This window comes from Nocardioides szechwanensis (assembly GCF_900103935.1).
GTDB classification, from domain to species: domain Bacteria; phylum Actinomycetota; class Actinomycetes; order Propionibacteriales; family Nocardioidaceae; genus Nocardioides; species Nocardioides szechwanensis.
In genome coordinates, this window is the sequence record NZ_FNIC01000010.1 from 1 (window position 1) to 26816 (window position 26816).

Below are 26816 nucleotides of genomic sequence, written 5' to 3' on the forward strand. Positions count from 1 at the left end.
CCGCCTACCTGTTCAAGGAGCGGCTCCGGCTGGTCTTCAAGATGCGACCCGAGGATGCAGCCGATTACCTCGACGAGTGGATCGACCAGGCCAGCCACAGCGACATCGCACCCATGGCAGAACTCGCCGAACGCATCACCAGACACCGCACCCGGATCCTGGCCGCGATCGAACATGACATGTCCAACGGCCCCGTCGAGTCGGTCAACACCAAGATCCGACTCCTGACCCGGATCGCGTTCGGCTACAAAAACCCCGAGGCCCTCATCGCCTTGGCCATGCTCGCCCTCGGACCCCACCGACCCGCCCTGCCCGGCCGACCCTCCTAACCCACACATGAGTCAGGGGAGCCAAAGTTTGCGACGGGTCAGCGTGAAGGACGAGCTGGAGGGTTACTCCCAGCGGGTGGCGAAGGTGAAGCCGACGGCCATGAAGGCGATGCCCACGAAGAGGTTCTTCTGGCCGAGGTCGTTGAAGACCCAGAAGCTCGAGGGGTCGTCGCTGATCACGTAGAACGTGCAGATCCAGAGCAGGCCCAGGATGAAGCAGGCGAGCATGCCGACCACGACGCCGCGGCCGCGGCCGAGCGGGGTGGAGGGGTGGGCCGAGACGGCCAGGCCGAGGAAGAAGGCGCCGAAGCCGATCAGGTAGTTCCAGCCCTCGAGGTCGGCCATGAACTTCGGGCTGCCGGCCTCCGGCGCGGAGGCGACCCCAATGATGAGATTCGGGTCGACGCGCACCGCGGCGTAGTAGTAGACGATCCAGGCGATGCCGAGCACCATCAGGAGCACGGCGACCACGAAGCGCGGGGTCAGCAGCGCCCCCTTCGGGTCGGCGAACGGATCGTTGACCTTGAGCTTGGACACGGGTTGCTCCTCGTAGCGGTGGCGCCGCCGCGGCGTCGCGCCGCGGGTCGCGGGCTACCTTAGTCGTCATGACCTCCGGTTCTCACGCGAGCCCCACGCGCTCCCCGTGCCGTGAGCCCCGTGGGCACCGGTCCCGCGGGCTGTGGCGGATCGGTACGCCGGTCGTGGTGCTCCTCAGCGGCGCGCTCTTCGCGATCAGCGCCTACAACAGCGACGGCACCGACCTACGTCCCGGCCGCTACACCGACCTCGCCGCGCTCGTCGAGACCGAGGCCGACGAGTACGACGCCCTCGAGGCCCGGCTCGACGACCTCACCACCGAGGTCAACGCGCTGACCGCCAACGTCGACGACCGCGCCGTACGCCGTCTGCGCCGCGAGGTCGAGACCCTCCAGGACCCCGCGGGGCTGGTCCCGCGCAGCGGCTCAGGCATCACCGTCACGCTGTCCGACGCCTCCGAGGACGTCATCAACTCGACGGGCCGCGACCTCAACCTGCTCGTCGTCCACCAGCAGGACATCCAGGCCGTCGTCAACGCGATGTGGCGCGGCGGCGCCACCGCGGTGATGATCCAGGGCCAGCGCGTCATCAGCACCACCGGCATCAAGTGCCACGGCAACGCCGTGCTGCTCCAGGGCATCCCCTACGCGCAGCCCTACGTGATCCAGGCGATCGGGAACCCGCCCGACCTCGAGGACGCCGTGCGCGGCGACCTCGACGTGCAGTACTACCTCGCGCGCGCCGAGTTGCCCGACATCTCCGTGGGCTGGGACCTCGAGACCGAGGACGAGCTCGAGGCGCCGGCGTACGACGGTCTGCTGGGCCTCAGCTACGCCGAGCCGCTGGGCTGACGCGCGCCCGAGGGTGACGCCTCGCGGCTCGGGAAGTCGGTCGGGAACGTCGGCGGCGGCTCCGTCGGCTCGGTCGGCGTGGGCGTCGGCGTCGGGGTCGGGGTCGGCTCGACGTAGACCGACACGAAGATGACCACGTCGGAGCCCTCGTCGGCGAAGCCACCCTTGCCGGGGATCTGGTCGACCACGGTGCCGGCGGGCTCGGTGGAGGTGACCTCCTCGCGGACCACCGGGTTGAAGCCGGCGGCGCGGATCTTCTCCTCGGCCACGGCCTGCGGGTCGCCGACGACGTCCGGGACCTTCTCCTGGCCGTCGGAGTAGAAGACGGTCACGGTGGAGCCTACCGGGACCTCCTGGCCGGGAGCGGGCACGGTCTCGAGGACCTGGAACTTGTCCTCGTCGGACTCGCGCTCCTCGAGCATCGGTTTGAGCCCGACGGCGCGCAGCTGTTCGGCGGCGTCGCCACGCAGCTGACCGACGAGGCCCGCGGGGATCGCGACCAACGGCTTGCCGTTGGACACCACGAGGTCGATCTCGGAGCCGGGGTCGACGTACTGGTCGGCGTTGGGGTCCTGCGAGATGACGTGGTTCTCGCGGACCGAGTCGTTGGGCTCGTAGGAGACCTCGCCACGCTCGAGGCCGGCGTTGCTGATCCTGAGCAGCGCCTCGTCGAGGGTGAGCCCGGCCACCTGTGGCACCTGGGTCTGCGGCGGGGGGCTCTCGAAGAGCCGGGGCATGAAGTAGGCACCGGCGGCGATCAGCAGGAGCATCACCAAGCCGACCACCCACCAGACACCGGCCCGGCTGCGGGGGTCGTCGTCCATGGCGACCGGCAGCGGCGGGCGCGGCGCGGTCACCGTGGTGGCGGTGGTGGCCGGGGTGACGGGGACGACCATGGTGTGGTCGGGCGGGGGCGGCACGGTCGCCTGCACGGGGCGGCCGTCGAGGTAGCGCTCGATGTCGCTGCGCATCGCGGCCGCGGACTGGTAGCGGTCCTCGAGGCGCTTGGCCAGCGCCTTCATCACGATGGTGTCGATCTCGGCGGGGAGCTCGGTGTCGTGGTCGGACGGCGGGGCGGCCGGCTCGCGCACGTGCTGGTAGGCGACCGCGACCGGGCTGTCGCCGACGAACGGCGGCCGGCCGGTGAGGAGCTCGTAGAGCAGGCAGCCGGTGGAGTAGACGTCGGAGCGGGAGTCGACGGTCTCGCCGCGGGCCTGCTCGGGGGAGAGGTACTGGGCGGTGCCGACCACGGCCGCCGTCTGCGTCATCGTCGACGAGGCGTCGCTGATGGCGCGGGCGATGCCGAAGTCCATCACCTTGACGTCGCCGCTCGGGGTGAGCATCACGTTGCCGGGCTTGATGTCGCGGTGGATGATGCCGGCGCGGTGGCTGTAGTCGAGGGCGGAGAGCACGCCGCTGGTGATCTCGAGCGCGCGCTCGGGCAGGATCTTGCGGCCCTCACGCAGGATGTCGCGCAGCGTCCGGCCGGCGACGAACTCCATCACGATGTAGGGCTGGGCGACGCCCGACCCGTCACTGGCCGGCTCCTCGCCGGTGTCGTAGACCGCGACGATCGACGGGTGGTTGAGCGAGGCCGACGACTGCGCCTCGCGGCGGAACCGGGCCTGGAAGGTCGCGTCGCTGGCGAGGTCGGTGCGCAGCCGCTTGACCGCCACGACCCGGCCGAGCCGGGTGTCGGTGCCCTTGCGGACCTCAGCCATGCCGCCGCGGCCGAGGAGCTCGCCGAGCTCGTACCGGCCGCCGACGACCGGCTGTGAGTTGCTCATCGGGTGGGGTCTCCCTCGGTGGACTGGTCGCCGGAGACGCCAGGACTGGTGGTGACGCCCTCGACGGGGGTCTCCTGCGCGGGCGGAGCGGTGGTGGTGACGTCGGTCGGGGCCGCGGTCTCCGACGGCGTCTCGGTCGGGGTCTCGCTGGGCGTCTCGGAGGGGGTCTCGCTGGGCGTCTCGGTCGGGGTCTCGGAGGGGGTCTCGCTGGGCGTCTCGGAGGGGGTCTCGCTCGGGGTCTCTGACGGGGTGTCGCTCGGGCTGGGCTCCTGGCTCTGACGCGGCGAGGACGGCCCGGACGACGGGTCGGTCGGGGGCTCGTCGTCGCTGTCGTCGCCGCCGGTCACCAGCAGCAGGACCACGGCGGCCGCGGCGACCAGCAGCAGCACGAGCAGGACGATGCCCCAGGGGCCGCGGGAGCGCTGGCCCGCGGTCTGGGCGGGCAACGAGGACACCGGCGTCGAGACGGTCGGTTCGGGTGCTGCGGCGACGCCGGTGAGCACCTGGGTGCTGGTCGACACGGGGGCACCGATGACCGCGGTGGCGGGGTCGCGCATGGCGGCGGCGAAGGCTGCGGCGTCGGGGAAGCGCTCGGCGGGGTCCTTCGCCAGCGCCCGTCGTACGACGGCAGCGAGATCGGCCGGCACGTCGCCGGGCAGGTCGGGAACGGGCTGCTGTAGGTGGGCCAGCGCAGTGGCGATCGGGGACTCGGCCTCGAAGGGACGGTGCCCGGCGAGGCACTCGAAGGCCACCACCCCCAGCGAGTAGACGTCGGAGGCGGGGGTGGCGGGGTTGCCGCGCGCCTGCTCGGGTGAGAGGTATTGAGGCGTGCCCATGACCTGACCGGTCTGGGTGATGCCGACGCCCTCGGCGGCGCGGGCGATGCCGAAGTCGGTGATCTTGATCCGGCGGTCGGGCGTCACCAGCAGGTTGGCGGGCTTGATGTCGCGGTGGACGATGCCCGCGCGGTGGGCCACGGCGACGGCGTCGGCGGCCTGGGCGAGCAGGTCGCGGGTCACCTCCGGGTCGAGGGGCCGGCCGCCGCGCAGCAGGTCGGAGAGCGGCTTGCCGTCGACGAGCTCCATCACGAGGAAGGGGCGCGGGTGCCCGGACCCGTCGGCGGCGACGGCCTGGCCGAAGTCGTAGACGCCGGCGACGCCGGGGTGGTGCAGCGAGGCGGCGTGCTGCGCCTCGGTCTCGAACCGGGAGCGCGACGTCGCGTCGTCGGCGTACTCGTGCTTGAGCAGCTTGACCGCGACCTCGCGGCCCAGCGTGGTGTCGGTGGCGCGCCAGACCTCGCCCATGCCGCCGGTGGCGATGCGGGAGTCGAGGCGGTAGCGGTGCTCGTCGTCGGCGAAGCGCTCGGGCTGCTGCGGGGGACCGGACTGCTCAGTCATTGATGATCGCCTCCATCACGGCCTTGGCGATCGGGCCGCCGAGCTGGCCGCCGGCGATCTCGCCGCGGGGGATGTCGGCCGACTCGATCATCACGGCCACCGCGACCTGGGGGTCCTCGGCGGGAGCGAACGAGACGAACCACGCGTAGGGCGCCACGTCGTCCTGGCCGCTCTGGGCCGTGCCGGTCTTGCCGGCGACGGTGATGCCGTCGATGGCGGCCGGGCTGGCCGTGCCGTTCTCGACGGTCTCGACGAGCAGCGCGGTCAGGTCGCTCGCGGTGGCGGCCGAGATCGCCTGCGACAGGTCGCTGTCGTCGGTCTTCTCCAGCACGTCGTACTCGGCCGACTGCACCTCGTCGACGATGTAGGGACGCTTGACGACGCCGTTGTTGGCGATCGCGGCCGCCACCATCGCCATCTGCAGGGGAGTCGCCCGCACCTCGAACTGGCCGATGCCGGACTGGCCCGTCTGCGCTGCGTCCATCTCGGAGGGGAAGACGGACCTCGCCTGCGGGCGGAGGTCCTCGAGGTAGTCGCTGTTGAACCCGAACGCCTCGGCCTGCTCGATCATCGCGTCGGCGCCCACCTCGTTGGCGAGCGCGGCGAACGTGGTGTTGCACGACTGGGCCATCGCCTGCTTGAACGGGATGCGGTCGGTGCCACAGTCGCGGCCCTCGTTGTCGATGAGCCCGGACTCACCGGACGTGAGCGGCAGCTGGTAGGTAGCCCCACCGGGCACCAGGTCGTCGGCGGTGTAGGCGCCGCTCTCGATCGCGGCCGCGGCGGTGACCAGCTTGAAGGTCGAGCCCGGCGGCAGGGTCGTCTGGATGGCCCGGTTGAGCAGCGGCTCCGACTCGTCGGCGAGCAGCCGGTCGTAGGTGTCGGACACCTCGTCGAGGTCGTGGGAGGCCAGCTTGTTGGGGTCGTAGGTGGGCAGCGACACCATCGCCAGGATCTTGCCGCTGGACGGGTCGAGCGCCACGACCGAGCCCTCCACGGCACCGGGCAGCGCGTCGAGGCCTTCGTACGCCGCCTCCTGCGCGTCGGCGTCGATCGTGAGCTGGACGCTGCCGCCCTTGTTGGGGTTGTTGCTGAGCAGGTCGACCAGCTTGGTGACGAACAGCCGCGGGTCCTCGCCGGAGAGCACCTCGTTCTGGGACTGCTCGAGGCCGGTCTGGCTGAAGTAGGAGAAGTAGCCGGTGATCGGCGCGTAGCGGAACGGCACGGGGTAGGCGCGCTGGAACTCGAAGCGGTCGTCGCTCGGCACGCTCTCGGCGATCGGGTCGCGGCCGACCAGGATCGCGCCGCGCTCGCGGGAGTAGGCGGCCTCGATCACCCGCCGGTTGCGGGGGTCGTCGTCGAGGGAGTCGGCCTTCCAGAACTGCAGGTAGGTGGCGTTGAGCATCAGGGCCACGAAGAGCAGCAGGCAGAACATCGAGATGGTCCGGATCGGCTTGTTCATGAGGGGCTCACAGCTTGATCACCTGGGTGGACATCTCGTCGGGGGCCTCGCCGTGCTGGTCGGACAGGTCCGGGATCGGGCGCCTGGCCTGGTCGGAGATCCGCAGCAGCAGCGCGATGATCACCCAGTTGGCGACCAGCGACGACCCGCCGTACGACAGGAACGGCGTGGTGAGGCCGGTGAGCGGGATCAGCCGGGTGACGCCACCGACGACCACGAACACCTGGAGGGTCACGACACCGGCGAGGCCGACGGCGACCAGCTTGCCGAAGCCGTCACGGGAGATCAGCGCGGCGCGCAGCGCGCGCTCGACGATCAGCCCGTAGAGCAGGAGGACGGCGATGACCCCGGTCAGGCCGAGCTCCTCGCCGATGGCGCCCATGATGAAGTCGGCCTCGGCGTAGGTGATCCGGGTGGGGTCGCCTTCGCCGAACCCGCGCCCGATCAGGCCGCCCCAGCCCATGCCGAACATGGTCTCGACGATCTGGTCGCTGTAGGGCGGGGTCGGGTTGTTGTAGTAGTCGAACGGGTGCAGCCAGATGTCGACGCGGTCCTGGACGTGACCGAAGAGTCGCCAGGCCACGAAGGCGCCGCTCAGGAACAGCCCGCCGCCGACCAGCAGCCAGCCCGGCCGCTCGGTGGCGACGTAGAGCATCACCAGGAAGAGGCCGAAGAAGAGCAGGCTGGAGCCGAGGTCGCGCTGGAAGACCAGGATGCCGAGGCTGACCAGCCACATCGCGAGGATCGGGCCGAGGTCGCGACCGCGGGGAAGGTCGACGAACAGGACCCGACGGCCGGCCAGGGCCAGCGCGTCGCGGTGGAGCACGAGGTAGCCGGCGAACGCGACCACGAGCAGCACCTTGGCGACCTCGCCGGGCTGGAAGCTGAACGGGCCGACCCCGATCCAGATCTTGGCGCCGTTGATCGTCTTGCCGACGCCGGGGACCATCGGCAGCAGGAGCAGCAGGATCGCGGACAGGCCGAAGGTGTAGGTGAACCGGGCGAGCACCCGGTGGTCGCGCACGATGACCAGCGCGCCGACGAACAGCACCACACCGAGGGTCATCCAGGTGAGCTGCTGGCGCGCGAAGGTGGTGTCCTCAGCGAGGTCGAGGCGGTGGATCACGGCCAGCCCGAGGCCGTTGAGCGCGGCCACGACCGGCAGCAGCACCGGGTCGGCGTACGGCGCCACCAGGCGTACGGCGACGTGGGCGCCGACGAGCAGCGCCGCCAGCCAGCCGCCGTAGCCGAGGATGTCGACCGGCACGTGGCCCTCGACGCCGATGCCGACCGCGGCGTAGGCGCCGATGCCGACCGCGAGCGCGAGCGTCAGCAGGAACAGCTCGGCGCCGCGACGGCGCCGGTGCACGAAACCCATGAGGGCGGAAGGCTGGGACATCGGCTCAGCCCGGCTCGTCGGTGGGAGCGGTCATCTCGGTGGCGAGGTTCTGCACGGTCTCCTTGGCGGCGTCGAGGTCGCTGACCTCGATGCCGTCGCTGACCCGACCGGCGTCGTAGGGGCTCAGCCGGTCCAGCTCGACGTCGCTGGTCTGGTAGAGCTCGTTGAGGGAGATGCCCGGCAGGTCGGTGTTGATGCCGCGGTAGATGACGACGTTGCCGTCGTGCTCGCCGACGAAGTACTGGTCCTGGGTCCACGACCAGGCAGCGGCGGCGGCGACCCACAGCACGCCGACGACCACGGCCAGCACCAACAGGCGGCTCAGCCACACGAACCTGGCCGGCGCGATCGGCGCGTAGCGCGCCTCCTCCGGGTCGAGCGGGTCGGAGCGGATGGGACGCGCGGCCGGGCGGTCGTCGTGGATCTCGGCGTCGATCGGCTCGAGCTCGCCGGTGTCGCCGGCGCGGTGGCCGCGGAACAGGCTGCCCTTGCCGCGCGGGGAACGGCGGCGCAGCTCGGCGGCGGCGCCGACCAGCAGCGGCTCCAGCTCGGCGTACGCCGGGTCGGCCGCGGCCGCGTCCTCGGTGACGACGTCGGCGACGATGCACGTGACGTTGTCGGAGCTGCCGGCCTCGAGGCTGGCGCGCACGAGCTCGACCGCGGCGAAGTCGGGGGTGCCCATCGAGAGGATGTCGGCGAGGCGGCCGTCGTCGAGGACCCCGGAGGCGCCGTCGCTGCACAGGAGCAGCCGGTCACCGTCGGTCAGCTCGATCATGAACAGGTCGGGGTCGGCCTCCTGCATGCCGTCGAGCGCCTTGAGGATCAGGTTGCGGTGGGGGTGGACCCGTGACTCCTCCTCGCTGATCCGGCCCTCGTCGATCAGCGACTGCACGAACGTGTGGTCCTTGGTGAGCTGGGACAGCTCGCGGTCGCGGAAGAGGTAGGCCCGGCTGTCACCCACGTGGCCGATGCCGACGCGGGAGCCGTCGAAGAGCGCGACGGTGGCGGTGGTGCTGGTGCCGTCGAGCGCGGGGTCGGCGTCGACGAGCCGGCCGATGTTGACGTGGGCCTGGTGCAGCGCGGAGGAGACCCGGTCGAGGAGTCCGGAGCCGGACTCGTCGGCCGGTGGGTCGTCGAGCTCGCGCAGCTGCTGGATGGCGGTGCTGGAGGCGACGTCGCCCCGGGCCGCGCCGCCCACGCCGTCGCAGACGGTGAGCAGCCAGGGCCCGGCGTAGCCGGAGTCCTGGTTGTCCTTGCGGACCCGGCCGACGTCGGAGATCGCCGAGTAGTGGAGGCGGAAGGTCACTTTTGCAGCTCCAGGATCGTCTTGCCGATCCGGACCTGGGTGCCGAGGGTGATGGTGGTCGGCTGGGTGATGCGGACCGTGCCGATGTAGGTGCCGTTGGTGGAGCCGAGGTCCTCGACGAACCACTGGTCACCCGACGCGGCGATCCGGGCGTGGCGCGTGGAGACGTAGTCGTCCTCGAGGCGGATCGCGGCGTCGCTGCCGCGCCCGATCAGGATCGGCGCCTTGTCGAGGGAGGCGGTCGCGCCGGAGTTGGTGCCGGAGGTGACCACGACCTGGGTGGGGGAGCCGCGGCGCTTGGCCGGCGGCTTCTGCTTCGGCTGTCGGCCGCCACCGCCGCCGGAGCGGGCGGTCTCGGGCACCCGGGCGCCGAACATGTCGGAGCGGATCACCGAGATCGCGGACAGGACGAAGATCCAGAGGATCGCGAGATAGGCGATCCTGATGAGGAACAACGTCAGCTCAGACATCGGCACCGTCCTCGACCACGCGCATGGTCATCGTCGTGTTGCCCACCTTCACCCGGGAACCGTCGCGCAGGGTGGCGCGCGGGACCTTGCGGTCGTCGACCAGCATGCCGTTGGTGGAGCCGAGGTCCTTGGCCTCCACCATCAGGTCGTCGTCATAGCCGGTCACCACGAACTCGACGTGGCGCCGGCTCACGCCGGGGTCGTTGATGCGTACGTCGGCCTCGGTCCCGCGCCCGATCACGAGACCGGGTGCCTGGAGGGGGTGCTGGGTGCCGTTGACCTCGAGCACCGCGCGGGCCCGTCGTACCTGCGTGTAGCTGCTGTTGCCGGTGACCTTGGCCTGCGCCTCGCTGCGGATCCGGAAGCGGCCGGTGGTGAGGTCGTCGGCGGCCTCGAAGGCGAGCGCCACGGGGCCCGGGAAGACGTAGCTCTGCGCGTCGGCGTGCCTCTGGAGCTGGTCGACGAGCTCCTTGGCCATCGCGGTGTCGTAGGGCGCGAGGCGGTCGAGGTCGGTCTGGGACAGCTCGACGTGGAACGAGTTGGGCACCAGGCGCCGGTCCCGCGAGAGGATCTGGGCGTTGTTGTCACACTCCCGCTGGAGCGCCGCGGCGATCTCGACCGGCTGCACCGCGGAGCGGAACGCACGGGCGAACGCGCCGGAGATCGCCTGCTCGAGGCGTTGCTCGAACCGCTGTAGTCCTCCCACGTCGCCTCCTTCCCCACGAATTCAGACGTCACGACCGACCCGGCCTGGAGCCGGGCTCCGTCGATCGTAACGGGGTGGCCCCCGGCCGTGATGCACCCCATCGGCCCGGTTTGGGGGTCAATGAGGGGCTGGGATAGCCTTGCCCGGCTACACGCGCGAGTGGCGGAACGGCAGACGCGCTGGCTTCAGGTGCCAGTGTCCGAAAGGGCGTGGGGGTTCAAATCCCCCCTCGCGCACGTGTATCAAAGGCCCCGGGTCCCCTCGGGGCCTTTGTGTTCTCCGGGTCGTGTGCCGCAGCGTGCGCCCGGGCGCACCCTCGGGCACACGACCCCGCCCATCGCGGGCGCCGCGGGTCGTCTGGGCGTGCCGGCCCCGTAGGCCATCAGGGGCGGTGCTCGGCCAGGACCAGCGCCAGGTCGTCGTCGACGTGGGCGCCCACGTGGAGCACCAGCTGGTCGACGAGGTGGTCCAGCGACAGGTCGAGCGAGGGGTCGCGGAGCCCGTCGACGTGGTCGTCGAGCGGGAAGAAGCGGCCTCGGCGGTCGCGGGCCTCGACCAGGCCGTCGGTGTAGAGGAGCAGCCGGGCGCCGGGCGGCCAGTCGTGCGTGAGCAGCACCGGGTCGGCGCCCAGGCCGAGAGGCAGGGCGTGCTCGGGCGGGTCGAGCTCGGTCACGGAGCGGCCCACGAGCAGCAGCGGGGCCGGGTGTCCGGCACTCGCCACGGTGAGCTGGTCGGCGCCGAGCTCGACGATCACCGCGGTGACGAAGTCCTCGTCGGAGGCCAGCTGGGCGACGGTGGCGTCGAGCGCCCGCGCCACCGCGCCCACGTCGGGCTCAGCGGCGGCGGCGTGCCGGAACGCGCTCAGCACGGAAGCGGCGACCTGCGCGGCCTCGATGCCCTTGCCCTTCACGTCGCCGACGATGAGGCGCACGCCGTACGGCGTCTGCGCGACCTCGTAGAGGTCGCCACCCACCTGGGCGGCGGCCGTCGCCGAGACGTAGCGCGAGGCGAGGTCGACATCGAGCATCCGCGACGGCAGGGAGCTGAGCAGCGCCTGCTGCGCGGTCGCGGCGATCACGGTCATCCGCCGCAGCCGTTCCTCGCGCCGGTCCCGGACCACCGCCGAGACGACCGCGAGGATCCCGAGCGCGGCGCCGAGCCAGGCCCGTAGCAGCCACTCGGTGCCGGCTGTCTCGTCGTCGACGTAGCCGACCACGATCGCCACCACCACGCTGGCGAGTGCCACTGCCGCCGTACGGCGGGCGTTGGTGAGCATCGAGGCGACGATCGCGCTGGCGGAGTAGGTCGCGGTGAGCAGCAGCTCGCGGCGCAGGTCGGCGCCCACGAACAGGGCGAGCACGGCGAAACCCGCCTGGAGCCCCCGATCGCGCATGAGGTGTCCCAGGCGTCCGAGAATGCGGGGGGACATGGGCGCAGCATCTCAGCCGGCCGGCGCGCGGGAGGGGGAACCGTCGACATCGATGTCGGAACCTTCCGCGTGGCACTCGGTCCAGATCAGGCCCTCGGCAGGCGCACCTCGAAGCGGGTGGGCTGACCGGCGCTGGTCAGCAGGACGTCACCACCCACGCTGCGGGCCATCCGGCGCGCGAGCGCCAGCCCGAGGCCCGCACCGGAGCCCTCGCCGGACGTCGTACCCGGTTCGAAGACCGCGGTCACGTCACCCCCGACGCCCGCGCCGTCGTCCTCGATGACGACCGCGACCAGACCGGTGTCGACGAGGGGCGCGGTGACGGTGACCCGCGAGGCGGCATGGCGCAGCGCGTTCGCGAGGACGGGTGCGAGCGCCCGCCGGGCGACCTCGCGGGGCACGGCGACGCGCTGGTCCGCGACCTCGACGTGGACGACGACACCGGGACGGCTCGCGCTCTCGGCGACCACGTCCGCGACCACGTCGGCGAGCGCGATCGACGAGAGCGGCAGGACCGAGGCCTCGGTGCGCGCCAGCTCCAACAGAGCAGTGATGGTGCTCGCCATCCGGCGCGCCTCGAGGGCGATCTGGCGCAGGTCCTCGCGCACCGGGTCGGGCAGGCCCTCCCGGAGCAGGGCCAGGTCGGCGGCACCCTGTACGGCCGTGAGCGGCGTGCGCAGCTCGTGGGCGAGCTCGGAGGTCAGCCGCTGCTCCGAGCGGATGGCCGAGGTGACCTTGTCCAGGAGACCGTCCAGGACGGAGGCGAGCTCGGTGAGCTCGTTGGTGGGCGCACCGAGCCCGAAGCGCTGTCCGAGATCGTCCTCGCTCCAGTCCGCGGCGGTCTCCTCGAGCACCGCCACGGTCCGCAGCGCCCGGCCGGCCACCCACCACGCGACCAGGACGACGACGGCGGTCGCGAGCAGGCCGGTGATGAAGCTGGCCAGGAGGGAGTAGTGCTCGGCGTCCTCGTACGGCGCGAGCCGCTCCCCGACGACCACGACGCCGGACGCGCCGCTGCGCGTGGTGAAGGGGGTGGCGAGCAGCCGGTAGGACTCGCCCACGGCCACCCACCGCTCACTGGTGCTCCGCGCCAGGTCGGCGTACCGGTCCTCGACCGACGCGGAGGCGGTGCCGGCGACCGGGGCGCCGGCCTCGTCGTAGACGACGATCCCGACGTCGAGGTCGTAGTCGGGCACGACCAGCTCGGAGCCTGAGGTGGCGCTGTTGGTCGAGCTGATGACCGCGTCGCCGCGCTGCTCGAGCAGCCGGTCGATGTCGCGTTGGGTGAGGTCGGCGAGCAGGACCTGGAGCACGATGGTGAGCAGCAGCATCGCCGTCGCCGTCACGCACGCGGTGAGGACAACGATCTGGCCCCGAAACGTTCCGAGCGTGCGTGCTGGCCTCACCTGACTCGGAACCCCACTCCCCGCACGGTCTCGATGGCCACCGGTGAGCCGACCGCGTCGAGCTTGGCGCGGACCCGCCTGATGAAGGAGTCGACGGTGTTCTCGGTGACGACGGCACCGTCGGGCCAGGCCGCCGCCACCACGGTACGGCGGCGCACGACCTCGCCGGGGCGCGAGGTGATGGCGGCGAGCATCCGGTACTCCGTGGGGGTGAGCAGGACCTCGCCGGTCGCGGTCCGTACGGCGTGCGCCGTCGGGTCCAGCTCGAGCCCGGCGACGTGGGCGGCGGCCGGGCGGCCACGGCGTCCCAGCGCCTCCACGCGCAGCAGCAGCTCCTGCACGTCGAACGGCTTGGAGAGGTAGTCGTCGCCGCCGGCGTGGAAGCCGGACACGCGGTCCGACACGGAGCCAAGCGCGGTGAGGAACAGCACCGGAGCGGTCTGCCCGGCGGACCGGAGCGCCTGGGTGACGTCGCGACCGTCGGAGTCGGGCAGCCCGATGTCCATCACGATCAGGTCGACGGGCGCGGCGGCCCCGAACTGGCGCAGTGCCTCGCCGCCGTCGTGCGCGGCCAGCACCTCGTGGCCGGCGAACCTCAGGGCCTCGCGGAGGAGTCGCCGGATCCCGGCATCGTCCTCGCAGACCCCGACCAGCACGGGATCAGTCTCCCGCGACCGCGCCTGCTGCGTCACCCCAGGCGGACTTCGCCCCGCTGTCACCGACCCGGTAGACCTGGAAGCCGGCGGCCAGGCCGACGACGACCGCGACCACGGCGACCACGGTCAGGGCTGTGGTGCTCGTGGCGGCGGCTCCGTCCGCCTCCAACCGGCGGTCGTGCTGCCGCTGGAGGTAGACCAGGACGGCGGACGCCAGGAGCAGGGCCAGGGCGAACCAGACCAGCGACTCCCCGAGCTCGGCGTGGTCTCCGCCGGGCTCACCGACGCGCCCCTCGAGGGCCTCGCCGCTCGAGGTCGCGACCGGGCAGAGCACCGTCGCGACGAGGGCCGACGCCACGACCAGCGGCCCGTAGGGGCGCCGCCACCTGGGCCGGACGGCGATGGCGATGGTCCCGAGGGTGGCCAGGGGCAGGAGCACGACGATGGCGTGCACCACGAGCGGGTGCACTGGGATGCCGTTGATCAGGTCGAACATGACGAACCTCTCTATGCAGTTGTGGGAGTCGTGGGCTCCCTGCCAGTGTCGAGCCGCGGACCTGCCGACAACCTGACTGCAGGCGCTGACCGGGCGCTCCGCTTCGGGGCCCGCCTAGGGTCGGGAGCATGAGACCCACCCACCTCGTCGACGCGGCGCTCGACCGCTCCCTGGTGCTCGGCTACACCAAGATCGGCCCCGCGCTGCGCCGGCGCTGGTGGCCCGCCGACCCCGCCACCGGCTCCCTGCACGGCAAGCGGGTCGTCGTCACCGGCGCCACGTCGGGCATCGGCGAGGCGATGGCGCAGTCGTTCGCGGAGCTGGGCGCCACCGTGCACCTGCTCGGTCGCAACCGCGCCAAGGTGGCGTCGTACGCCGAGGGGTTGCGGCGGGCGGTCCCGACGGCCGACGTGGTCGAGGAGGTGTGCGACGTCGGCGACCTCGACGCCGTACGCGCCTGGTGTGCCGACCTGACCGGCCGCGTCGACGCGCTGCACGGGATCGTCCACAACGCCGGCGCGATGCCCAAGGAGCGCGCCGAGACCGCGCAGGGCCACGAGCTCGCGCTGGCCGCGCACGTGCTCGGCCCGCACCTGATGACCGAGCTGCTGCTGCCGGTGCTCGGCGCGGCGCAGGGCTCGTCGGTGGTCTTCATGTCCTCCGGCGGCATGTACGGCGCCGGGCTGCGCGTGGAGCCCGACGAGATCGAGTTCCGCGACGGGGAGTACGACGGCGTCCAGGCCTACGCGCGCACCAAGCGGATGCAGGTGGTGCTGGCCGCGGCGTGGTCCGACCGCCTGCGCGGCGGCGAGGTCCGGGTCGAGAGCATGCACCCCGGCTGGGTGGCGACCCCGGGCGTGAGCGAGAGCCTGCCCCGCTTCGACAAGGTGATGGGGCCTCTCCTGCGCGACCCGCGCAGCGGCGCCGACACCGCCGTCTGGCTGGTGGCCACGCGCCCCGACTCGGCCGGCAGCCGGCACTTCTGGCACGACCGGGCGCTGCGGCCGACGACGTACGGCTGGCAGCGCGACGAGGACCCGGCCCGGGTGAGCCGCTTCCTCTCCTACGTCTCCGGGGCGACCGGCACCACCGCCTGGTGACCCTGACGAGTCACTGGCCGGGATACTGACGGGCATGGAGAAGCCGCACGCACCGATGCCCGGGGCCGAGGCACTCGCGGAGCCGCTGCGGTCGCGGTGGAGCCCGAGCATCTTCGACGACGAGCACCGGCTGACCCGCGAGCAGGTCGAGACCCTGCTCCACGCGGCGCAGTGGGCGCCGAGTTGGGGCAACAGCCAGCCGTGGGCCTTCGTGGTCGCCGAGCGCGGGTCGGCCGCCCACCAGGTGCTCGTCCGCCACCTCACCCGGGGCAACTCCGGCTGGGTGCCGCGCGCCTCGGTCGTGCTCGTCACCGCGGCGCAGGTCGGGCCCGGCCCGGACGGCGAGCGCTGGCGGGGCGCGGACTACGCGCTGCACGACCTCGGCCAGGCCGCCGCACACCTCACCCTCCAGGCGCGGGCGATGGACCTGCACGCCCACCAGTTCGCCGGCTTCGACCACGAGGCCGTGCACGACGCGCTCGGTGTACCCGCCTGGTACCGCGTGATGACCGGGATCGCGGTCGGCCGGCGCGGCAAACCAGACGACGTGCCCGAGCGCGACCGCGAGCGCGAGCAGCGCGAGCGGCACCGCCGGCCCCTGGCCGACTTCGTGTGGGGCGACGTTTGGGGCGACCCCTGGACGACCGCATGAGCCGCCGCCTCAAGGCCCTGTTGCTGATCGCCATCGTCGCGGTGATGGTCAACCTGCCGCTGGTGCACAGCTCGTGGACCGCCTGGCGCGTGGACCGCTCCGGGGTCGACGTCGTCGCGGCCGTGACCGACACCGGCACGGTGACCGACGAGGCCTACCTGGTGGAGTTCCGGATGCCCGCCGAGGTCGATCCCGACCAGCAGCTCTGGACGGCCCAGGTCGACCAGGCGACGTACGACGACGCGGTGGCGACCGAGCAGGTGGACGTGCGGGTGATTTCCGACCAGCCCGCCGCCTACCGGGTCGAGGGCGAGGTGACCAGCAGCCTCGGGCTCGTCGTCACCGTCTTCGTCGACCTCCTGCTGCTCGTCGCGGCGCTGCTGGTGTGGCGCTTCGCCGGCATCAGACGTGGCCGCCCGGACCTGGTGCTCGTCGCCGGTGAGGACGTGCGGCGCTGCCGGACGGGGGCGGTCCTGGAGGAGCTCGAGGACGGACGGCACCGGGTGGCCGGCGAGGTGTGCGCCATCGAGGAGGGCGAGATCGTGCTCGACCTCGGGGACCGGCGGGTCCGCGTCCACCTCGACGGCCACGACAACCAGGTGGGCTACCAGCAGCCGGCCCAGGTGACCGGGCGCCTCGTCGGCTGAGGACGGTCGCCCAGGAACTGGTCGGCCGAGAATGTCTAGGGGCCCTTTGGGACACTGGGGGTCATGTCCTCCCTCCAAGACTTCAGCGCGACCGGCATCGACGGCTCCGAGGTCGACCTCGCCGCCTACGCCGGCCAGGTCGTGCTCGTCGTCAACACCGCGTCCCAGTGCGGGTTCACCCCGCAGTACCAGGGCCTCCAGGCGCTGCACGACAAGTACGGCGAGGAGGGGTTCGCCGTGCTGGGCTTCCCGTGCGACCAGTTCGGCCACCAGGAGCCCGGTGAGGACGCCGAGATCGCGGGGTTCTGCGAGCGCAACTTCGGGGTGACGTTCCCGCTGTTCAGCAAGGTCGACGTCAACGGCGACGACGCGCACCCGGTCTTCGCGTGGCTGCGCTCCGAGAAGGGCGGCCTGCTCGGCAGCAAGATCAAGTGGAACTTCACCAAGTACCTCGTCGGCAAGGACGGCCAGGTGATCGGCCGCTACTCGCCGACCACGAAGCCGGAGAAGATCAGCTCCGACATCGAGAAGGCGCTGGCCGCCTGATGGGCGTCTTCTCGGCGAAGACCACCGCGGAGGCCGTCGTACCCCATGAGCGGTCGCGCATCTGGGACGTCCTGGTCGACCCCACCCTGGTCGCGCAGATGACGCCGTTCGTGAAGCGGATCGACGCGAGCGGCGACTACTGGCGCTGGTCGATGACCGGCCTCGAGGTGCTCGGCGTCGGCTTCGCGCCGTCGTTCACCGAGCGGATGGTGCTCGAGGACCAGGAGCGCCTGGAGTTCCACCACGAGCCGCCCGAGAACGAGAAGGAGCGAGCCGGCGTCAACGGCTGGTACGACCTCTCCGAGGCGCAGGGCGGCACCCGGCTCGAGACCAGTCTCGAGATCTGCGTCAGCCTGCCCCTGCCCCGCGCCGCGGGCCCGGCCGTCCGCTCCACCATGAAGGGCGTGATGGCCACCATGGGCGACCGCTTCTCCAAGAACCTGCTCGACTACCTCGCCAAGGGCTGAGGCCGCAGGGCGCAGGTGGCGCGACGCTTCCAGCGCGGCGGCCGCCGGTAGTAGGACTTGAGACCGACCCGCTGGGCCTCGGGGAGCGACTCCCAGTCGGCCCACTCGGTGGTGTAGCCCAGCGAGCCGGCCATCAGCTCCATGGCCGAGAAGCTGGGTACGCCGATCGGCGCCATCTCCTGCTCCTCGGTGTAGCCGATGGTGTTGAGGTGGCTGGAGACCGGCTCCTCCGCCAGCCGGATGACCGGCTCGGGCGCGACCGCGAACTCGCTGTCGATGATGACCAGCCCGGGCTTGAGCTGGTGGATCATCGTGAGCAGGCCGTAGTGGTTCATGACGTGGTAGTAGAGGCCGAAGATGGCGACCACGTCGAAGGTCTCGCCGGCCGCGGCCAGCTTGGGCAGCTCCTCGTAGACGTCGCCCTGGACGAAGCGCACGCGCGACTTCGCCTCGGTCTCGGGGTAGCCGGCGGCGAACTCCGCGGTCAGCTCCGGCCGCACCTCGACCCCGACCACCTCCCGGGCGCCGGCTGAGGCGAGCGCGTAGGACCAGCGGCCGTCGTGCGCGGCGAGGTCGAGCACCCTCGCGCCCGACAGCTCCTGGGCGTAGGCGTCGATGAGGAACCCGTGGCGCTGGTTGAGCCGGTTGATCATGGGCTGGCGGCCGGTGTAGCGAGGGTTGTCCGCGAGAAAGTCGAAGAAGGGCACGCGCTCGACCATACGCGCGGCCGGCGTGACCGGGCCCGCTCAGGCGTGGACGCTGCTCTCCTTCGCGAGCTCCTCGAGCTCGTCCTCGAGGGGCCGGGGCTGGAGGTGCGGGCGGTCCAGCTGCTCGCCCTCGACGTCGACGTTGGGCAGGATCCGGTCGAGCCAGGCGGGGAGCCACCAGGCCTTCTCGCCGAGCAGGTACATCAGCGCCGGGATCAGCGTCATCCGGACGACGAACGCGTCGAGGAAGACGGCGACGGCGAGCGCGAAGCCCATCGACTTGATGATCGGCTCGTCGATCAGCATGAACGCGGCGAACACCGAGATCATGATGACCGCGGCCGCGGCGACGACGCGGGCGCTGTTGCGGAAGCCGTCGACCACGGCGTGACGGGTCGACATGCCGTGCACGTGCGCCTCGCGCATCCGGGTCACCAGGAACACCTGGTAGTCCATCGCCAGCCCGAACACCAGGCCGATCAGGAAGATCGGCATGAAGCTCACGATCGGCTGGCCCTCGACCAGCCCGAACGCGCCCTCCTGGAACACCGCGACGGTGGCCCCGAGCGTGGCGAGCACCGAGAGCAGGAAGCCCAGCGTCGCGGTGAGCGGCACGAGGATCGAGCGGAAGACGACCATCAGCAGGATGAACGCCAGCCCCACCACGATCGCGAGGTAGATCGGCAGTGCGTCGCTGAGCCGCTTGGACACGTCGGTGGTGATCGCGGTCAGGCCGGTGACGCCGAGCGTCGTACCGGTCTCCTCCTCGATCGCGTCCTGGCCGTCCCGGAAGGCGTTGAGCAGGTCCTCGGTGGCGGTCTCGTCGGCGCCGGTCGTGGGGGTGACCATGATCTGCGCGCCGGTGCCCTCCTCGTTGCGGACGATGACCTGGGCGTTGGCGACGCCGTCCTGGCCCTCGGCCCACGCGGTCACCTGGTCGTACGCCGCGCCGCGCTCGTCCTCGGCGAGGTTGCGACCGTCGACCACCAGCAGCATCGGGGCGTCGCGGCCGGGGCCGAACGACTCGGCGATCAGGTCGGAGGCCTTGCGCTGGGTGGTGTCCGGCGACGCGGTGCTGTCGGTCGGGAACGCGAGGTGCAGGCTGCCGAGAGGTACGGCGATGGCGCCGAGGGCGATCACGGCCAGCAGTACGACGGCCAGCGGGGCGCGGGCGATCAGCCGGGCCCAGCGGACGCCGTTGTTGAGGATCCGGTTGTCGGCCTCGCGGGTCGGGCGGTACTTGCGGACCTGCGCGCCGAACGCCTTCGACTTGGTCATGCCGAGGATGGCGGGCAGCAGGGTCAGCGCCACCAGGACCGCGATGAAGACGGTGGCGGCGGCGGCCAGACCCATGGTGCCGAGGAACGGGATCCGCACGACCAGCAGCGCCGACAGGGCGATCAGCACGGTCAGGCCGGCGAAGACGACCGCCGAGCCGGCAGTGCCGACGGCGATGCCGGTGGCCTCCTCGCGGTCGTCGGTGTGCTCGAGCTCGCTGCGGTAGCGCGCCAGGATGAACAGCGCGTAGTCGATGCCGACGGCGAGCCCGATCATCGTGGCCAGCATCGGGGTCGTGGAGCCGATGTCGGTGAAGGCGGTCATCGCGGTGACCCCCGTGATGCCGAGGGCGACGCCGAGCATCGCGCTGATGATCGGCAGACCGGCGGCGACCAGCGAGCCGAAGGTGAGCACGAGGACGAGCAGCGCGACTGCGATGCCGATCAGCTCGGAGGTGCCGTTGAGCTCCGACATCCCGACCGAGCCGGAGCCGTTGGCCTCGACCTCGAGGCCGTCGCCGCGGGCGTCGGCCATGACCTCGCCGAGGGACTCGATGGTGGCGGGCTCGACGTCGGCGACGGTCTCGACGTCGAAGTCCCACGTGATGGTGCCGACCCGGCCGTCCTCGCTGAGCGGCGACAGTGCAGCCGCGTTGGCCAGCGCGTCGGCGCGCGGCGTACCGGCGTCGGTGGAGGCCTGCACCAGCGCGTCACGCTGCTCCGCGGCGGCGGTGACCGGGTCGGCCAGCGGCGTCTCCGGCATCTGGGGCAGGGCGGAGAGCTCCTCGATCAGCGCGTCGACCTGCCCGGCGTACGCCGGGTCGTCGAGTCGGCTGCCCTCAGGCGCGGCCACGACGACCTTGACCGAGGCCTGGTCGAAGGCGTCGACGGCGTCGGGGAAGAGCTCGGCCTGGAGGTCGGCGGCCTTCTCGGACGGGATGCCGGGGATCGAGAACGAGTCGGTCATCGGCTTGCTCATCGTGGCGGCGAGGGCGCCGACGGCGACCATCGCGAGGATCCACGCGGCGATGAACAGCGGCCAGCGCCGGAAGGCGGTCTTGCCGAGGCGGTAGAGCAGGGTGGCCATGAGGGTCTCCAGGTCGGGTGGGGAATCGCGTGGGAGGGAGCGGGGAGGAGCAGGAGTCAGGCGAGCAGCTCGCGCGCGGTGCGCAGGCTGTCGGTGAAGATGTCGGCCAGGGGCCGGTCGGGCTCCTCGCCGTTCACGGGGATGCAGCCGTCGAAGATCGCGACGAGGAGACGGATCAGCAGCCGGGCGCGGGCCTCGCCGAACTCCGCGCCCTCGCGAGCGAGGATCACGTCGACGAACTCGCTGGTGAGCTCCTGGAACCGCTGGTGCGCGGCCATGATCAGCCGGGGGGTCGTGGTGACCACCCGGTGGCCGAGCGCCATCTCCTCGTGCGTGAGCGTCTTGGAGCTCAGCAGTACCGCGGCCAGCTCGCCGAGGTCGTCGACCAGGTGGCCGTGCGGCCCTCCGGCGTGGAACGTGGCGAGCACGGACGGGGGCAGGTCGGGCGGGTTCCCGAGCACGGCGTCGACCTTGCTCGGGAAGTAGTTGAACAGCGTCCGCCGGGAGACGTCAGCGGCCTCGGCGAGCTCGTCCATGGTGAAGCCGTCGAGACCGCGCTCGTCGGTGAGCCGCTGCGCGCAGACGGTGATCCGGTGCTCGGTCTCCTGCCGGCGCCGCTCACGGGTCGTTGCACTTTCGGTCATGGAGTGCATTCTTGCACTTATCTCAGCAAAGTGCATAAATGTGTCGCCCGTCACGCTGCTCTCGGGGAGTGCCCGAGAGCCGGCGGCGAGGGGACTTGCCTGCGAGCGACGTGCGGGTTCAGGGTGGCGAGGTGTCCCGCCACGCAGCCACCTCCTCGTCGTACTCGATCACTATGCGCCTCTACACCGCGCCCGACCACGGGGTCGTCGGCGCCGTCGCGACCTCCATTGCGCAGGCGGGCGGCATCGTCACGGCCATCGACGTCGCCGACTCCTCCAGCGACCGGCTGGTCGTCGACGTCACCTGCTCGGCGGGCGACGCCGAGCACGCCGAGGAGCTGGCCGCGAAGGTCGAGGCGCTCGAAGGCGTCGAGATCCACAAGGTCAGCGACCGCACCTTCCTGCTGCACCTCGGCGGGAAGATCGAGGTGCACAGCAAGGTGCCGCTCAAGAACCGCGACGACCTGTCGATGGCCTACACACCGGGCGTGGGCCGGGTGAGCACCGCCATCGCCGAGCACCCCGAGGACGTCTGGCGGCTGACCTCCAAGGGCAACACCGTCGCCGTGGTGACCGACGGCTCCGCGGTCCTCGGCCTGGGCAACATCGGCCCGGGCGCGGCGCTACCCGTGATGGAGGGGAAGGCGGTGCTGTTCAAGCGGTTCGCCGACATCGACGCCTGGCCGATCTGCCTGGCGACGCAGGACACCGACGAGATCGTGCGCGCGGTCGAGATGATCGCGCCGGGCTTCGGGGGCATCAACCTCGAGGACATCGCCGCGCCGCGCTGCTTCGAGATCGAGCGGCGGCTGCGCGAGAGCCTGGACATCCCGGTCTTCCACGACGACCAGCACGGTACGGCGATCGTCGTGCTCGCCGCGCTCACCAACGCGCTGCGCGTGGTCCGCAAGGACCTCGCCGACACCCGCATCGTGGTGGCCGGGTCGGGCGCCGCCGGCACCGCGATCGTCACCCTGCTGCTGGCCGCCGGGTGCGCCGATGTCATCGTCTGGGACCGGCTGGGCTGCCTGACCTCCGACCGCGAGGGCCTGGCGGGCCCCAAGCTGGAGCTCGCCGCGCTGACCAACCCCCGCGATGTCCACGGCGACCTGCACGCGGGTCTCGTCGGCGCCGACGTGTTCATCGGCGTCAGTGGCCCGGGGCTCATGCAGGCCGAGTGGATCACCGACATGGCCGCCGACGCCGTGGTGTTCGCGCTGGCCAACCCGGTGCCCGAGGTCGACCCGGCGGAGGCCGACAAGTACGCCGCCGTCGTGGCCAGCGGCCGCTCGGACTACCCCAACCAGATCAACAACGTGCTGGCGTTCCCCGGCGTGTTCCGGGGGCTGCTCGACGCCCGCGCGACCGAGATCACCGTCGACATGCTGCTGCGCGCGGCGGCCGCGATCGCGCACGCGGTCGGCGACGACGAGCTCAACTCCAGCTTCATCATCCCGAGCGTCTTCCATCCCGACGTGCCCCGGGCGGTGGCCGCGGCGATCAGCGGTAGCTGAGCGCCGACGGGGCGCGGAACTTCACGATGGTCGCCAGCGCGTCCTCGCGCAGCACCTCGTCCTCGGCGCGCACCTCCACGGCGTACGGGTGCTCGGCGTAGACCGAGATGAGCACGTAGCCGTCCTCGAAGGGCCGGCGCCACTCGTAGCGCAGCGGGTTCCCGTCGTCCGACTTCACGGTCGTGCGCTTGACGCCGGCGTAGCTCCGCTCGAGGTAGGTGAGACTCTCCTCGATCTCCGTGAGCTCGCTGTAGGTGATCAGCACCGGCGAGCCGGCGATCTCGACGTCGCAGGCCCACATCGTCGGTCCCTGGAACTCCGGGTGCTCGTCCAGCACGTTGCGGCAGCCCTCGTCGCTGGGGCGGAAGGACGGGAACACCCAGCGCAGGCCGCGTACGCCGGTCGGCTGGCCGCAGGCGTCCGGGTCTGTCCGCTGCTCGCCGTCCCAGCAGCTCACCGACACCGGGTCCGGGCCCTTGGCCGGGATCTCCGCGAAGAGCAGGCTGGCACCGACGGCGCCGGCGGCCACGAGTCCGGCGAGCAGGACGAGCACGACCAGCGTCGTACGCCCCGTGTGCCACCGGGTCCTCTCGGCCATCTCGTTCCCCCGTCCGTGCCGCGCGGTACTGCACCCGCGCCATTGTGGCGGGAGCCGGGTCTGGGCGCGAGGGTTCGCTCCTACACTCACGGTCATGAGCGCCCACGAGACCCGGCTGCTGCTGCTGGGCGCGGTCGCGCTGTTCGAGCCGATCAACGGCTACCAGATCCGCCGCGAGCTGGTCTCGTGGGAGGTCGACAAGTGGGCCCACGTCAACCCGGGCTCGATCTACCACGGCCTGTCCCGGCTCACTGAGCAGGGACATCTGGTGCGCCACGAGCTGCGTGACGGCACCCGCGACGTGGCGGTCTACGAGCTCACCGACCAGGGCCGCGACGAGCTGGCGACCCTGCTCCGCGCGTCGCTCGAGACCGTCGACCCCTACGACACGGTGGCCTTCCACGCGGCGTTCAGCATGCTGCCGTTGCTGGCTCGCGACGAGGTGCTGGCGTCCCTCGGCGTCCGGCGGGCGGGGCTCGAGGCGACGATCGCGCGGTTCCCCGAGGCAGAGCACGCGAAGGGCGAGTGGGGTCCGCCGCACGCGCTGCGGGCGGCGCAGCTGTGGCGCGACACGGCGGTCGCCGAGCTCGCGTGGCTCGAGCGCACGCTGCGCGACATCGAGGACGGGACCCTGAAGTTCGAGCGCCAGGAGGACTGGGGCTGGGAGCCGCCACCCGACGACCCCGGGTGGCAGATGGAGCTCGACCGCACGAAGTACCGCGCCTTGCTGGGCCGCTGACCAAAGTAAAATCTGTCGGCGCGCCCAAGTCCGTACACCTTCCGCGGTGATATATGCGCATTTGTCGACGCACAATGGAAGACATGTCGTATGGAGTCCTGGTCTCGAAGACCGGCCACCTCATGGTGGAGACCACGGGCGCGGGCGGCGACAGTGACACCGACGCGGCACTGGACCGGTTCCAGCTGCTGTGGGGCGGGGCCTCGGTCCCGGGTCGGCTGACCCTCACCAAGCTCCACCTCAACTACATCCCCAACCGCGCGGGGCGCGGCATGGCGATGCTCAACCTCAACCTTCGTGACATCACCGAGGTCGAGATCGGGGGCGGTCGCGTCTCCAAGGTGGTCGGGCTCCGCACGCCGCGGCACGTCGTACGCATCCGCTGCCTGGGCGCACCCGCGCTCGCGACCGAGGTCGCCGAGCTGGTCGCTGACCTCAAGCGCCACCACCGGCGCGTCTGAACCTCGCTCCGCAGGGGGCGCAGCCCGCCGGCCCGGCACCGATGAGAATGCCGCGGTCGGCGGGTCTGTCGCTGTGCCCGGAGGCCGGGCTTGACGAGTGACTGTTCAATCTTGAACGACTTGCTGGTCGAGATTGAACAGAAGGGAGCCCACATGATCGAGGCACGGGGACTCGTGCAGACCTTCCACACCGGTCAGGGGAAGAAGAAGCGTCCGGTGCACGCCGTCGCGGGGGTCGACCTCGACGTCGCCGAGGGCGAGGTGGTCGGCTTCCTCGGCCCCAACGGCGCCGGCAAGACGACGACCCTGCGGATGCTGGTGACGCTGCTGCGCCCGACCGCGGGCACCGCCCGGGTCGCGGGGTACGACGTCGTACGCGAGGCGACGCAGGTGCGCCGCAGCATCGGCTACGTCTCCCAGACCGGCGGCGTGTTCAGCAGCGCCCGCGCCGGCGAGGAGGTGATGGACCACGGGATGCTCTCTACGGCCTCTCGCGCTCCCACGTGGAGAAGCGCGGCCGGGAGCTCTTCGAGCAACTCCAGCTCGACGGGCTCTGGGAGCGGATGCCCAAGAACATGTCGGGTGGGCAGAAGCGCCGCCTCGACATCGTCGCCGGGCTGATCCACGACCCGACCCTGGTTTTCCTCGACGAGCCGACCACGGGGCTGGACCCGCAGGCGCGGGCCAACCTGTGGGAGCACATCGCCAAGCTTCGCTCGGAGCGCGGCGCGACGGTCTTCCTGACCACCCACTACCTCGACGAGGCCGACACCCTCAGCGACCGGATCGTGATCATCGACCAGGGCCGGATCGTGGCCAGCGACACCGCCGACAACCTCAAGGCGCAGGTGTCCGGTGACCTGGTCGACCTGGAGGTGGCTGCTGACGAGCAGGTGGCCGTGGCCCGCGACAAGCTCGCGAGCATCGCCACCCACGTGGAGGTCGAGGGCCACCACGTGCGCGGCCGGGTCCAGCGGGCGGGGCGGATGATCCCCGCGCTGCTGCGCGACCTGGAGTCCGCCGCCGTCGCCCTCGAGTCGATCGAGGTCGCCCGACCGACCCTGGACGACGTCTTCCTCACCCTCACCGGTCGGTCCCTGCGTGACGCCGAGGCGGCCGCCGACTCCGGCGACGCGGGCGGTGCCAGCGGTGTCAGCGACGAACCCGAGCTCGAAGGAGCCACCCAGTGAACAGCTTCGTGCGCGACTCCCTGATCGTCTTCCGCCGCCAGCTCCGGATGAACCTGCGCAACCCGGCCTGGGTGCTGATCGGCGTCATGCAGCCGGTGCTCTACCTGTTGCTGTTCGGCCCGCTGCTCAAGCCCGTCGTACGCACCTTCCCGGGCTTCGACGGCAACGAGTTCACGTTCCTGGTGCCCGGGCTGCTGGTGCAGCTCGGCCTGTTCGGCGCGTTCTTCGCCGGCTTCGGCCTGATCGCCGAGTGGCGCGAGGGCGTGGTCGAGGCCGAGCGGGTCACCCCCGCCAGCCGTACCGCGCTGCTCTGCGGGCGGCTGCTGCGCGACCTCGCCCAACTGCTGGTGCAGGCCCTGATCCTGGTCGCGCTCGGCTACGTCATGGGCATGCGCGGCTCGGCCGGCGGCATCGCGGTCGGCATCGTGCTGACTCTCCTGATCGGCGGCGCCTGCGCGGCGGCGTCCAACGCGCTCGCGCTCACGACCAAGTCCGAGGACGTGATGGCACCGCTGATCAACATGATCATGATGCCGGTGCTGCTGCTCAGCGGGATCCTGCTGCCGATGACCCTCGGCCCCGCCTGGCTGCAGACCACCAGCGACTTCATGCCGTTCCGCTGGATCGTCGACGGGGTCCGCGACGCATTCACCGGCGACCTCGGCACCAGCGGCGTCCTCTGGGGCACCACCTGGGCGGCCGTCCTCTTCGCCGTCGCACTCTGGTGGGGCACCGCGGTCTTCCGTCGCGACGACGCCTGAGGGTGGCGGGATCCCCGGCTGACCGGGGAACCCGTCACTTAGCGGGGGTTGCAACACCCACTAAGTGACCGACTCGCCCGCGAAGCACCCGGCCCGGCCCGTACGCGGAACCGCTCTCCCTTCGTGGCCGTCCCAGGACGCATGGCGCTCGGACCTCGCACCCGCACCCTGCACACCGTCCTGAACCCCACCCGG

28 protein-coding genes, 1 tRNA gene and 1 pseudogene are annotated in these 26816 nt (G+C 71.6%); 14 read left to right on the forward strand and 16 right to left on the reverse strand.

Annotation, left to right across the window (positions count from 1 at the left end):
• A partial coding sequence (locus BLR90_RS18660; RefSeq protein WP_143016268.1) for a transposase occupies positions 1-329 on the forward strand: 329 nt, incomplete at its 5' end.
• 63 nt (positions 330-392) lie between these two features.
• Here the strand turns inward: BLR90_RS18660 and BLR90_RS18665 are convergent.
• A complete protein-coding gene (locus tag BLR90_RS18665) occupies positions 393-866 on the reverse strand; it encodes a cell division protein CrgA (protein ID WP_091026751.1) in 474 nt (157 codons plus the stop codon).
• 68 nt (positions 867-934) lie between these two features.
• Between BLR90_RS18665 and BLR90_RS18670 the strand changes: the two genes are divergently transcribed.
• Positions 935-1717, forward strand: coding sequence for a DUF881 domain-containing protein (locus BLR90_RS18670; protein WP_091026752.1), 783 nt, complete (start codon positions 935-937; stop codon positions 1715-1717).
• On the opposite strand, the gene pknB is transcribed toward BLR90_RS18670, so the two are convergent.
• Genes pknB through BLR90_RS18705 form a run of 7 tightly spaced genes read right to left on the reverse strand, consistent with a single transcriptional unit; the run spans position 1696 to position 10244 of the window.
• Positions 1696-3504, reverse strand: coding sequence for a Stk1 family PASTA domain-containing Ser/Thr kinase (pknB, locus tag BLR90_RS18675; protein ID WP_091026753.1), 1809 nt, complete (start codon positions 3502-3504; stop codon positions 1696-1698). The two genes, BLR90_RS18670 and pknB, sit on opposite strands and share 22 nt — an antisense overlap.
• Positions 3501-4901: a serine/threonine-protein kinase gene (locus BLR90_RS18680; RefSeq protein ID WP_091026754.1), complete on the reverse strand. Its 1401-nt coding sequence runs from the start codon at positions 4899-4901 to the stop codon at positions 3501-3503. Before BLR90_RS18680 ends, pknB begins: the two co-directional genes overlap by 4 nt.
• The gene (locus BLR90_RS18685; protein ID WP_091026755.1) at positions 4894-6363 is read right to left on the reverse strand and encodes a peptidoglycan D,D-transpeptidase FtsI family protein; all 1470 of its coding nucleotides are present in this window, start codon (positions 6361-6363) and stop codon (positions 4894-4896) included. The genes BLR90_RS18680 and BLR90_RS18685 overlap by 8 nt, the downstream gene beginning before the upstream one ends.
• Before the next feature lie 7 nt (positions 6364-6370).
• Positions 6371-7762, reverse strand: coding sequence for an FtsW/RodA/SpoVE family cell cycle protein (locus BLR90_RS18690; protein WP_091026756.1), 1392 nt, complete (start codon positions 7760-7762; stop codon positions 6371-6373).
• Positions 7763-7766: 4 nt separating this feature from the next.
• A complete protein-coding gene (locus BLR90_RS18695) occupies positions 7767-9068 on the reverse strand; it encodes a PP2C family protein-serine/threonine phosphatase (protein WP_091026757.1) in 1302 nt (433 codons plus the stop codon).
• On the reverse strand, positions 9065-9538 hold the full coding sequence (locus tag BLR90_RS18700; RefSeq protein WP_091026758.1) for an FHA domain-containing protein FhaB/FipA: 474 nt from the start codon (positions 9536-9538) through the stop codon (positions 9065-9067). Before BLR90_RS18700 ends, BLR90_RS18695 begins: the two co-directional genes overlap by 4 nt.
• Positions 9531-10244, reverse strand: coding sequence for an FHA domain-containing protein (locus tag BLR90_RS18705; RefSeq protein WP_091026759.1), 714 nt, complete (start codon positions 10242-10244; stop codon positions 9531-9533). The genes BLR90_RS18700 and BLR90_RS18705 overlap by 8 nt, the downstream gene beginning before the upstream one ends.
• Before the next feature lie 153 nt (positions 10245-10397).
• Between BLR90_RS18705 and BLR90_RS18710 the strand changes: the two genes are divergently transcribed.
• Positions 10398-10480 (forward strand) — tRNA-Leu (locus tag BLR90_RS18710).
• Positions 10481-10626: 146 nt separating this feature from the next.
• On the opposite strand, the gene BLR90_RS18715 is transcribed toward BLR90_RS18710, so the two are convergent.
• From BLR90_RS18715 to BLR90_RS18730, 4 genes are all read right to left on the reverse strand, one after another.
• Positions 10627-11673, reverse strand: a complete 1047-nt coding sequence (locus tag BLR90_RS18715) for a PP2C family protein-serine/threonine phosphatase (protein WP_091026760.1) — start codon at positions 11671-11673, stop codon at positions 10627-10629.
• Positions 11674-11759: 86 nt separating this feature from the next.
• Complete coding sequence (locus tag BLR90_RS18720) at positions 11760-13019, reverse strand: sensor histidine kinase (protein WP_091026761.1); 1260 nt, start codon at positions 13017-13019, stop codon at positions 11760-11762.
• A gap of 56 nt (positions 13020-13075) precedes the next feature.
• On the reverse strand, positions 13076-13735 hold the full coding sequence (locus BLR90_RS18725) for a response regulator transcription factor (RefSeq protein WP_091026762.1): 660 nt from the start codon (positions 13733-13735) through the stop codon (positions 13076-13078).
• A 4-nt stretch (positions 13736-13739) separates the two neighbouring features.
• A complete protein-coding gene (locus BLR90_RS18730; protein WP_091026763.1) occupies positions 13740-14231 on the reverse strand; it encodes a DUF2231 domain-containing protein in 492 nt (163 codons plus the stop codon).
• 128 nt (positions 14232-14359) lie between these two features.
• Between BLR90_RS18730 and BLR90_RS18735 the strand changes: the two genes are divergently transcribed.
• The 5 genes from BLR90_RS18735 to BLR90_RS18755 all read left to right on the forward strand — a co-directional run bounded on the left by BLR90_RS18735 (position 14360) and on the right by BLR90_RS18755 (position 17643).
• Positions 14360-15331: an SDR family NAD(P)-dependent oxidoreductase gene (locus BLR90_RS18735; RefSeq protein ID WP_091026764.1), complete on the forward strand. Its 972-nt coding sequence runs from the start codon at positions 14360-14362 to the stop codon at positions 15329-15331.
• A gap of 34 nt (positions 15332-15365) precedes the next feature.
• The gene (locus BLR90_RS18740; protein ID WP_091026765.1) at positions 15366-15983 is read left to right on the forward strand and encodes a nitroreductase family protein; all 618 of its coding nucleotides are present in this window, start codon (positions 15366-15368) and stop codon (positions 15981-15983) included.
• A complete protein-coding gene (locus BLR90_RS18745; RefSeq protein WP_091026766.1) occupies positions 15980-16630 on the forward strand; it encodes a hypothetical protein in 651 nt (216 codons plus the stop codon). Before BLR90_RS18740 ends, BLR90_RS18745 begins: the two co-directional genes overlap by 4 nt.
• A gap of 63 nt (positions 16631-16693) precedes the next feature.
• Positions 16694-17176, forward strand: a complete 483-nt coding sequence (locus BLR90_RS18750) for a glutathione peroxidase (protein WP_091026767.1) — start codon at positions 16694-16696, stop codon at positions 17174-17176.
• Positions 17176-17643: a DUF1997 domain-containing protein gene (locus tag BLR90_RS18755; RefSeq protein ID WP_091026768.1), complete on the forward strand. Its 468-nt coding sequence runs from the start codon at positions 17176-17178 to the stop codon at positions 17641-17643. Before BLR90_RS18750 ends, BLR90_RS18755 begins: the two co-directional genes overlap by 1 nt.
• On the opposite strand, the gene BLR90_RS18760 is transcribed toward BLR90_RS18755, so the two are convergent.
• The 3 genes from BLR90_RS18760 to BLR90_RS18770 are packed head-to-tail and all read right to left on the reverse strand — an operon-like array spanning position 17625 to position 21358.
• On the reverse strand, positions 17625-18350 hold the full coding sequence (locus BLR90_RS18760) for a class I SAM-dependent methyltransferase (protein WP_170254382.1): 726 nt from the start codon (positions 18348-18350) through the stop codon (positions 17625-17627). The two genes, BLR90_RS18755 and BLR90_RS18760, sit on opposite strands and share 19 nt — an antisense overlap.
• Before the next feature lie 39 nt (positions 18351-18389).
• Positions 18390-20714 (reverse strand): MMPL family transporter, encoded by a 2325-nt coding sequence (locus tag BLR90_RS18765; protein ID WP_091026770.1) that lies wholly within the window; start codon positions 20712-20714, stop codon positions 18390-18392.
• Between the two features lie 56 nt (positions 20715-20770).
• Positions 20771-21358: a TetR/AcrR family transcriptional regulator gene (locus BLR90_RS18770; protein WP_218029463.1), complete on the reverse strand. Its 588-nt coding sequence runs from the start codon at positions 21356-21358 to the stop codon at positions 20771-20773.
• 173 nt (positions 21359-21531) lie between these two features.
• On the opposite strand from BLR90_RS18770, the gene BLR90_RS18775 reads away from it, so the two are divergent.
• Complete coding sequence (locus BLR90_RS18775) at positions 21532-22872, forward strand: NAD-dependent malic enzyme (protein WP_091026772.1); 1341 nt, start codon at positions 21532-21534, stop codon at positions 22870-22872.
• On the opposite strand, the gene BLR90_RS18780 is transcribed toward BLR90_RS18775, so the two are convergent.
• A complete protein-coding gene (locus BLR90_RS18780) occupies positions 22859-23470 on the reverse strand; it encodes a hypothetical protein (RefSeq protein WP_091026773.1) in 612 nt (203 codons plus the stop codon). The two genes, BLR90_RS18775 and BLR90_RS18780, sit on opposite strands and share 14 nt — an antisense overlap.
• Before the next feature lie 94 nt (positions 23471-23564).
• Here BLR90_RS18780 and BLR90_RS18785 point away from each other — a divergent pair, with 94 nt between their 5' ends.
• From BLR90_RS18785 to BLR90_RS18800, 5 genes and pseudogenes are all read left to right on the forward strand, one after another.
• Positions 23565-24209 (forward strand): PadR family transcriptional regulator, encoded by a 645-nt coding sequence (locus BLR90_RS18785; protein ID WP_170254381.1) that lies wholly within the window; start codon positions 23565-23567, stop codon positions 24207-24209.
• 83 nt (positions 24210-24292) lie between these two features.
• The gene (locus BLR90_RS18790) at positions 24293-24670 is read left to right on the forward strand and encodes a hypothetical protein (RefSeq protein ID WP_091026774.1); all 378 of its coding nucleotides are present in this window, start codon (positions 24293-24295) and stop codon (positions 24668-24670) included.
• 153 nt (positions 24671-24823) lie between these two features.
• Positions 24824-25272, forward strand: a pseudogene (locus BLR90_RS21565) (ATP-binding cassette domain-containing protein); the annotation flags it as partial.
• Positions 25246-25860, forward strand: coding sequence for an AAA family ATPase (locus tag BLR90_RS21570; RefSeq protein WP_245715411.1), 615 nt, complete (start codon positions 25246-25248; stop codon positions 25858-25860). The pseudogene BLR90_RS21565 and the gene BLR90_RS21570, both read left to right, overlap by 27 nt.
• Positions 25857-26621 (forward strand): ABC transporter permease, encoded by a 765-nt coding sequence (locus BLR90_RS18800; RefSeq protein ID WP_091026775.1) that lies wholly within the window; start codon positions 25857-25859, stop codon positions 26619-26621. Before BLR90_RS21570 ends, BLR90_RS18800 begins: the two co-directional genes overlap by 4 nt.
• The last annotated feature ends 195 nt before the right edge of the window (positions 26622-26816 follow it).

Bases quoted from the DNA above. Each gene is read 5' to 3' on its own strand.
- BLR90_RS18670 (WP_091026752.1), top strand. From the start codon at position 935: ATGACCTCCGGTTCTCACGCGAGCCCCACGCGCTCCCCGTGCCGTGAG.
- pknB (WP_091026753.1), bottom strand. From the start codon at position 3,504: ATGAGCAACTCACAGCCGGTCGTCGGCGGCCGGTACGAGCTCGGCGAG.
- BLR90_RS18680 (WP_091026754.1), bottom strand. From the start codon at position 4,901: ATGACTGAGCAGTCCGGTCCCCCGCAGCAGCCCGAGCGCTTCGCCGAC.
- BLR90_RS18685 (WP_091026755.1), bottom strand. From the start codon at position 6,363: ATGAACAAGCCGATCCGGACCATCTCGATGTTCTGCCTGCTGCTCTTC.
- BLR90_RS18690 (WP_091026756.1), bottom strand. From the start codon at position 7,762: ATGTCCCAGCCTTCCGCCCTCATGGGTTTCGTGCACCGGCGCCGTCGC.
- BLR90_RS18700 (WP_091026758.1), bottom strand. From the start codon at position 9,538: ATGTCTGAGCTGACGTTGTTCCTCATCAGGATCGCCTATCTCGCGATC.
- BLR90_RS18715 (WP_091026760.1), bottom strand. From the start codon at position 11,673: ATGTCCCCCCGCATTCTCGGACGCCTGGGACACCTCATGCGCGATCGG.
- BLR90_RS18730 (WP_091026763.1), bottom strand. From the start codon at position 14,231: ATGTTCGACCTGATCAACGGCATCCCAGTGCACCCGCTCGTGGTGCAC.
- BLR90_RS18735 (WP_091026764.1), top strand. From the start codon at position 14,360: ATGAGACCCACCCACCTCGTCGACGCGGCGCTCGACCGCTCCCTGGTG.
- BLR90_RS18740 (WP_091026765.1), top strand. From the start codon at position 15,366: ATGGAGAAGCCGCACGCACCGATGCCCGGGGCCGAGGCACTCGCGGAG.
- BLR90_RS18745 (WP_091026766.1), top strand. From the start codon at position 15,980: ATGAGCCGCCGCCTCAAGGCCCTGTTGCTGATCGCCATCGTCGCGGTG.
- BLR90_RS18750 (WP_091026767.1), top strand. From the start codon at position 16,694: ATGTCCTCCCTCCAAGACTTCAGCGCGACCGGCATCGACGGCTCCGAG.
- BLR90_RS18755 (WP_091026768.1), top strand. From the start codon at position 17,176: ATGGGCGTCTTCTCGGCGAAGACCACCGCGGAGGCCGTCGTACCCCAT.
- BLR90_RS18765 (WP_091026770.1), bottom strand. From the start codon at position 20,714: ATGGCCACCCTGCTCTACCGCCTCGGCAAGACCGCCTTCCGGCGCTGG.
- BLR90_RS18770 (WP_218029463.1), bottom strand. From the start codon at position 21,358: ATGACCGAAAGTGCAACGACCCGTGAGCGGCGCCGGCAGGAGACCGAG.
- BLR90_RS18775 (WP_091026772.1), top strand. From the start codon at position 21,532: ATGCGCCTCTACACCGCGCCCGACCACGGGGTCGTCGGCGCCGTCGCG.
- BLR90_RS18780 (WP_091026773.1), bottom strand. From the start codon at position 23,470: ATGGCCGAGAGGACCCGGTGGCACACGGGGCGTACGACGCTGGTCGTG.
- BLR90_RS18785 (WP_170254381.1), top strand. From the start codon at position 23,565: ATGAGCGCCCACGAGACCCGGCTGCTGCTGCTGGGCGCGGTCGCGCTG.
- BLR90_RS18790 (WP_091026774.1), top strand. From the start codon at position 24,293: ATGTCGTATGGAGTCCTGGTCTCGAAGACCGGCCACCTCATGGTGGAG.
- BLR90_RS21570 (WP_245715411.1), top strand. From the start codon at position 25,246: ATGTCGGGTGGGCAGAAGCGCCGCCTCGACATCGTCGCCGGGCTGATC.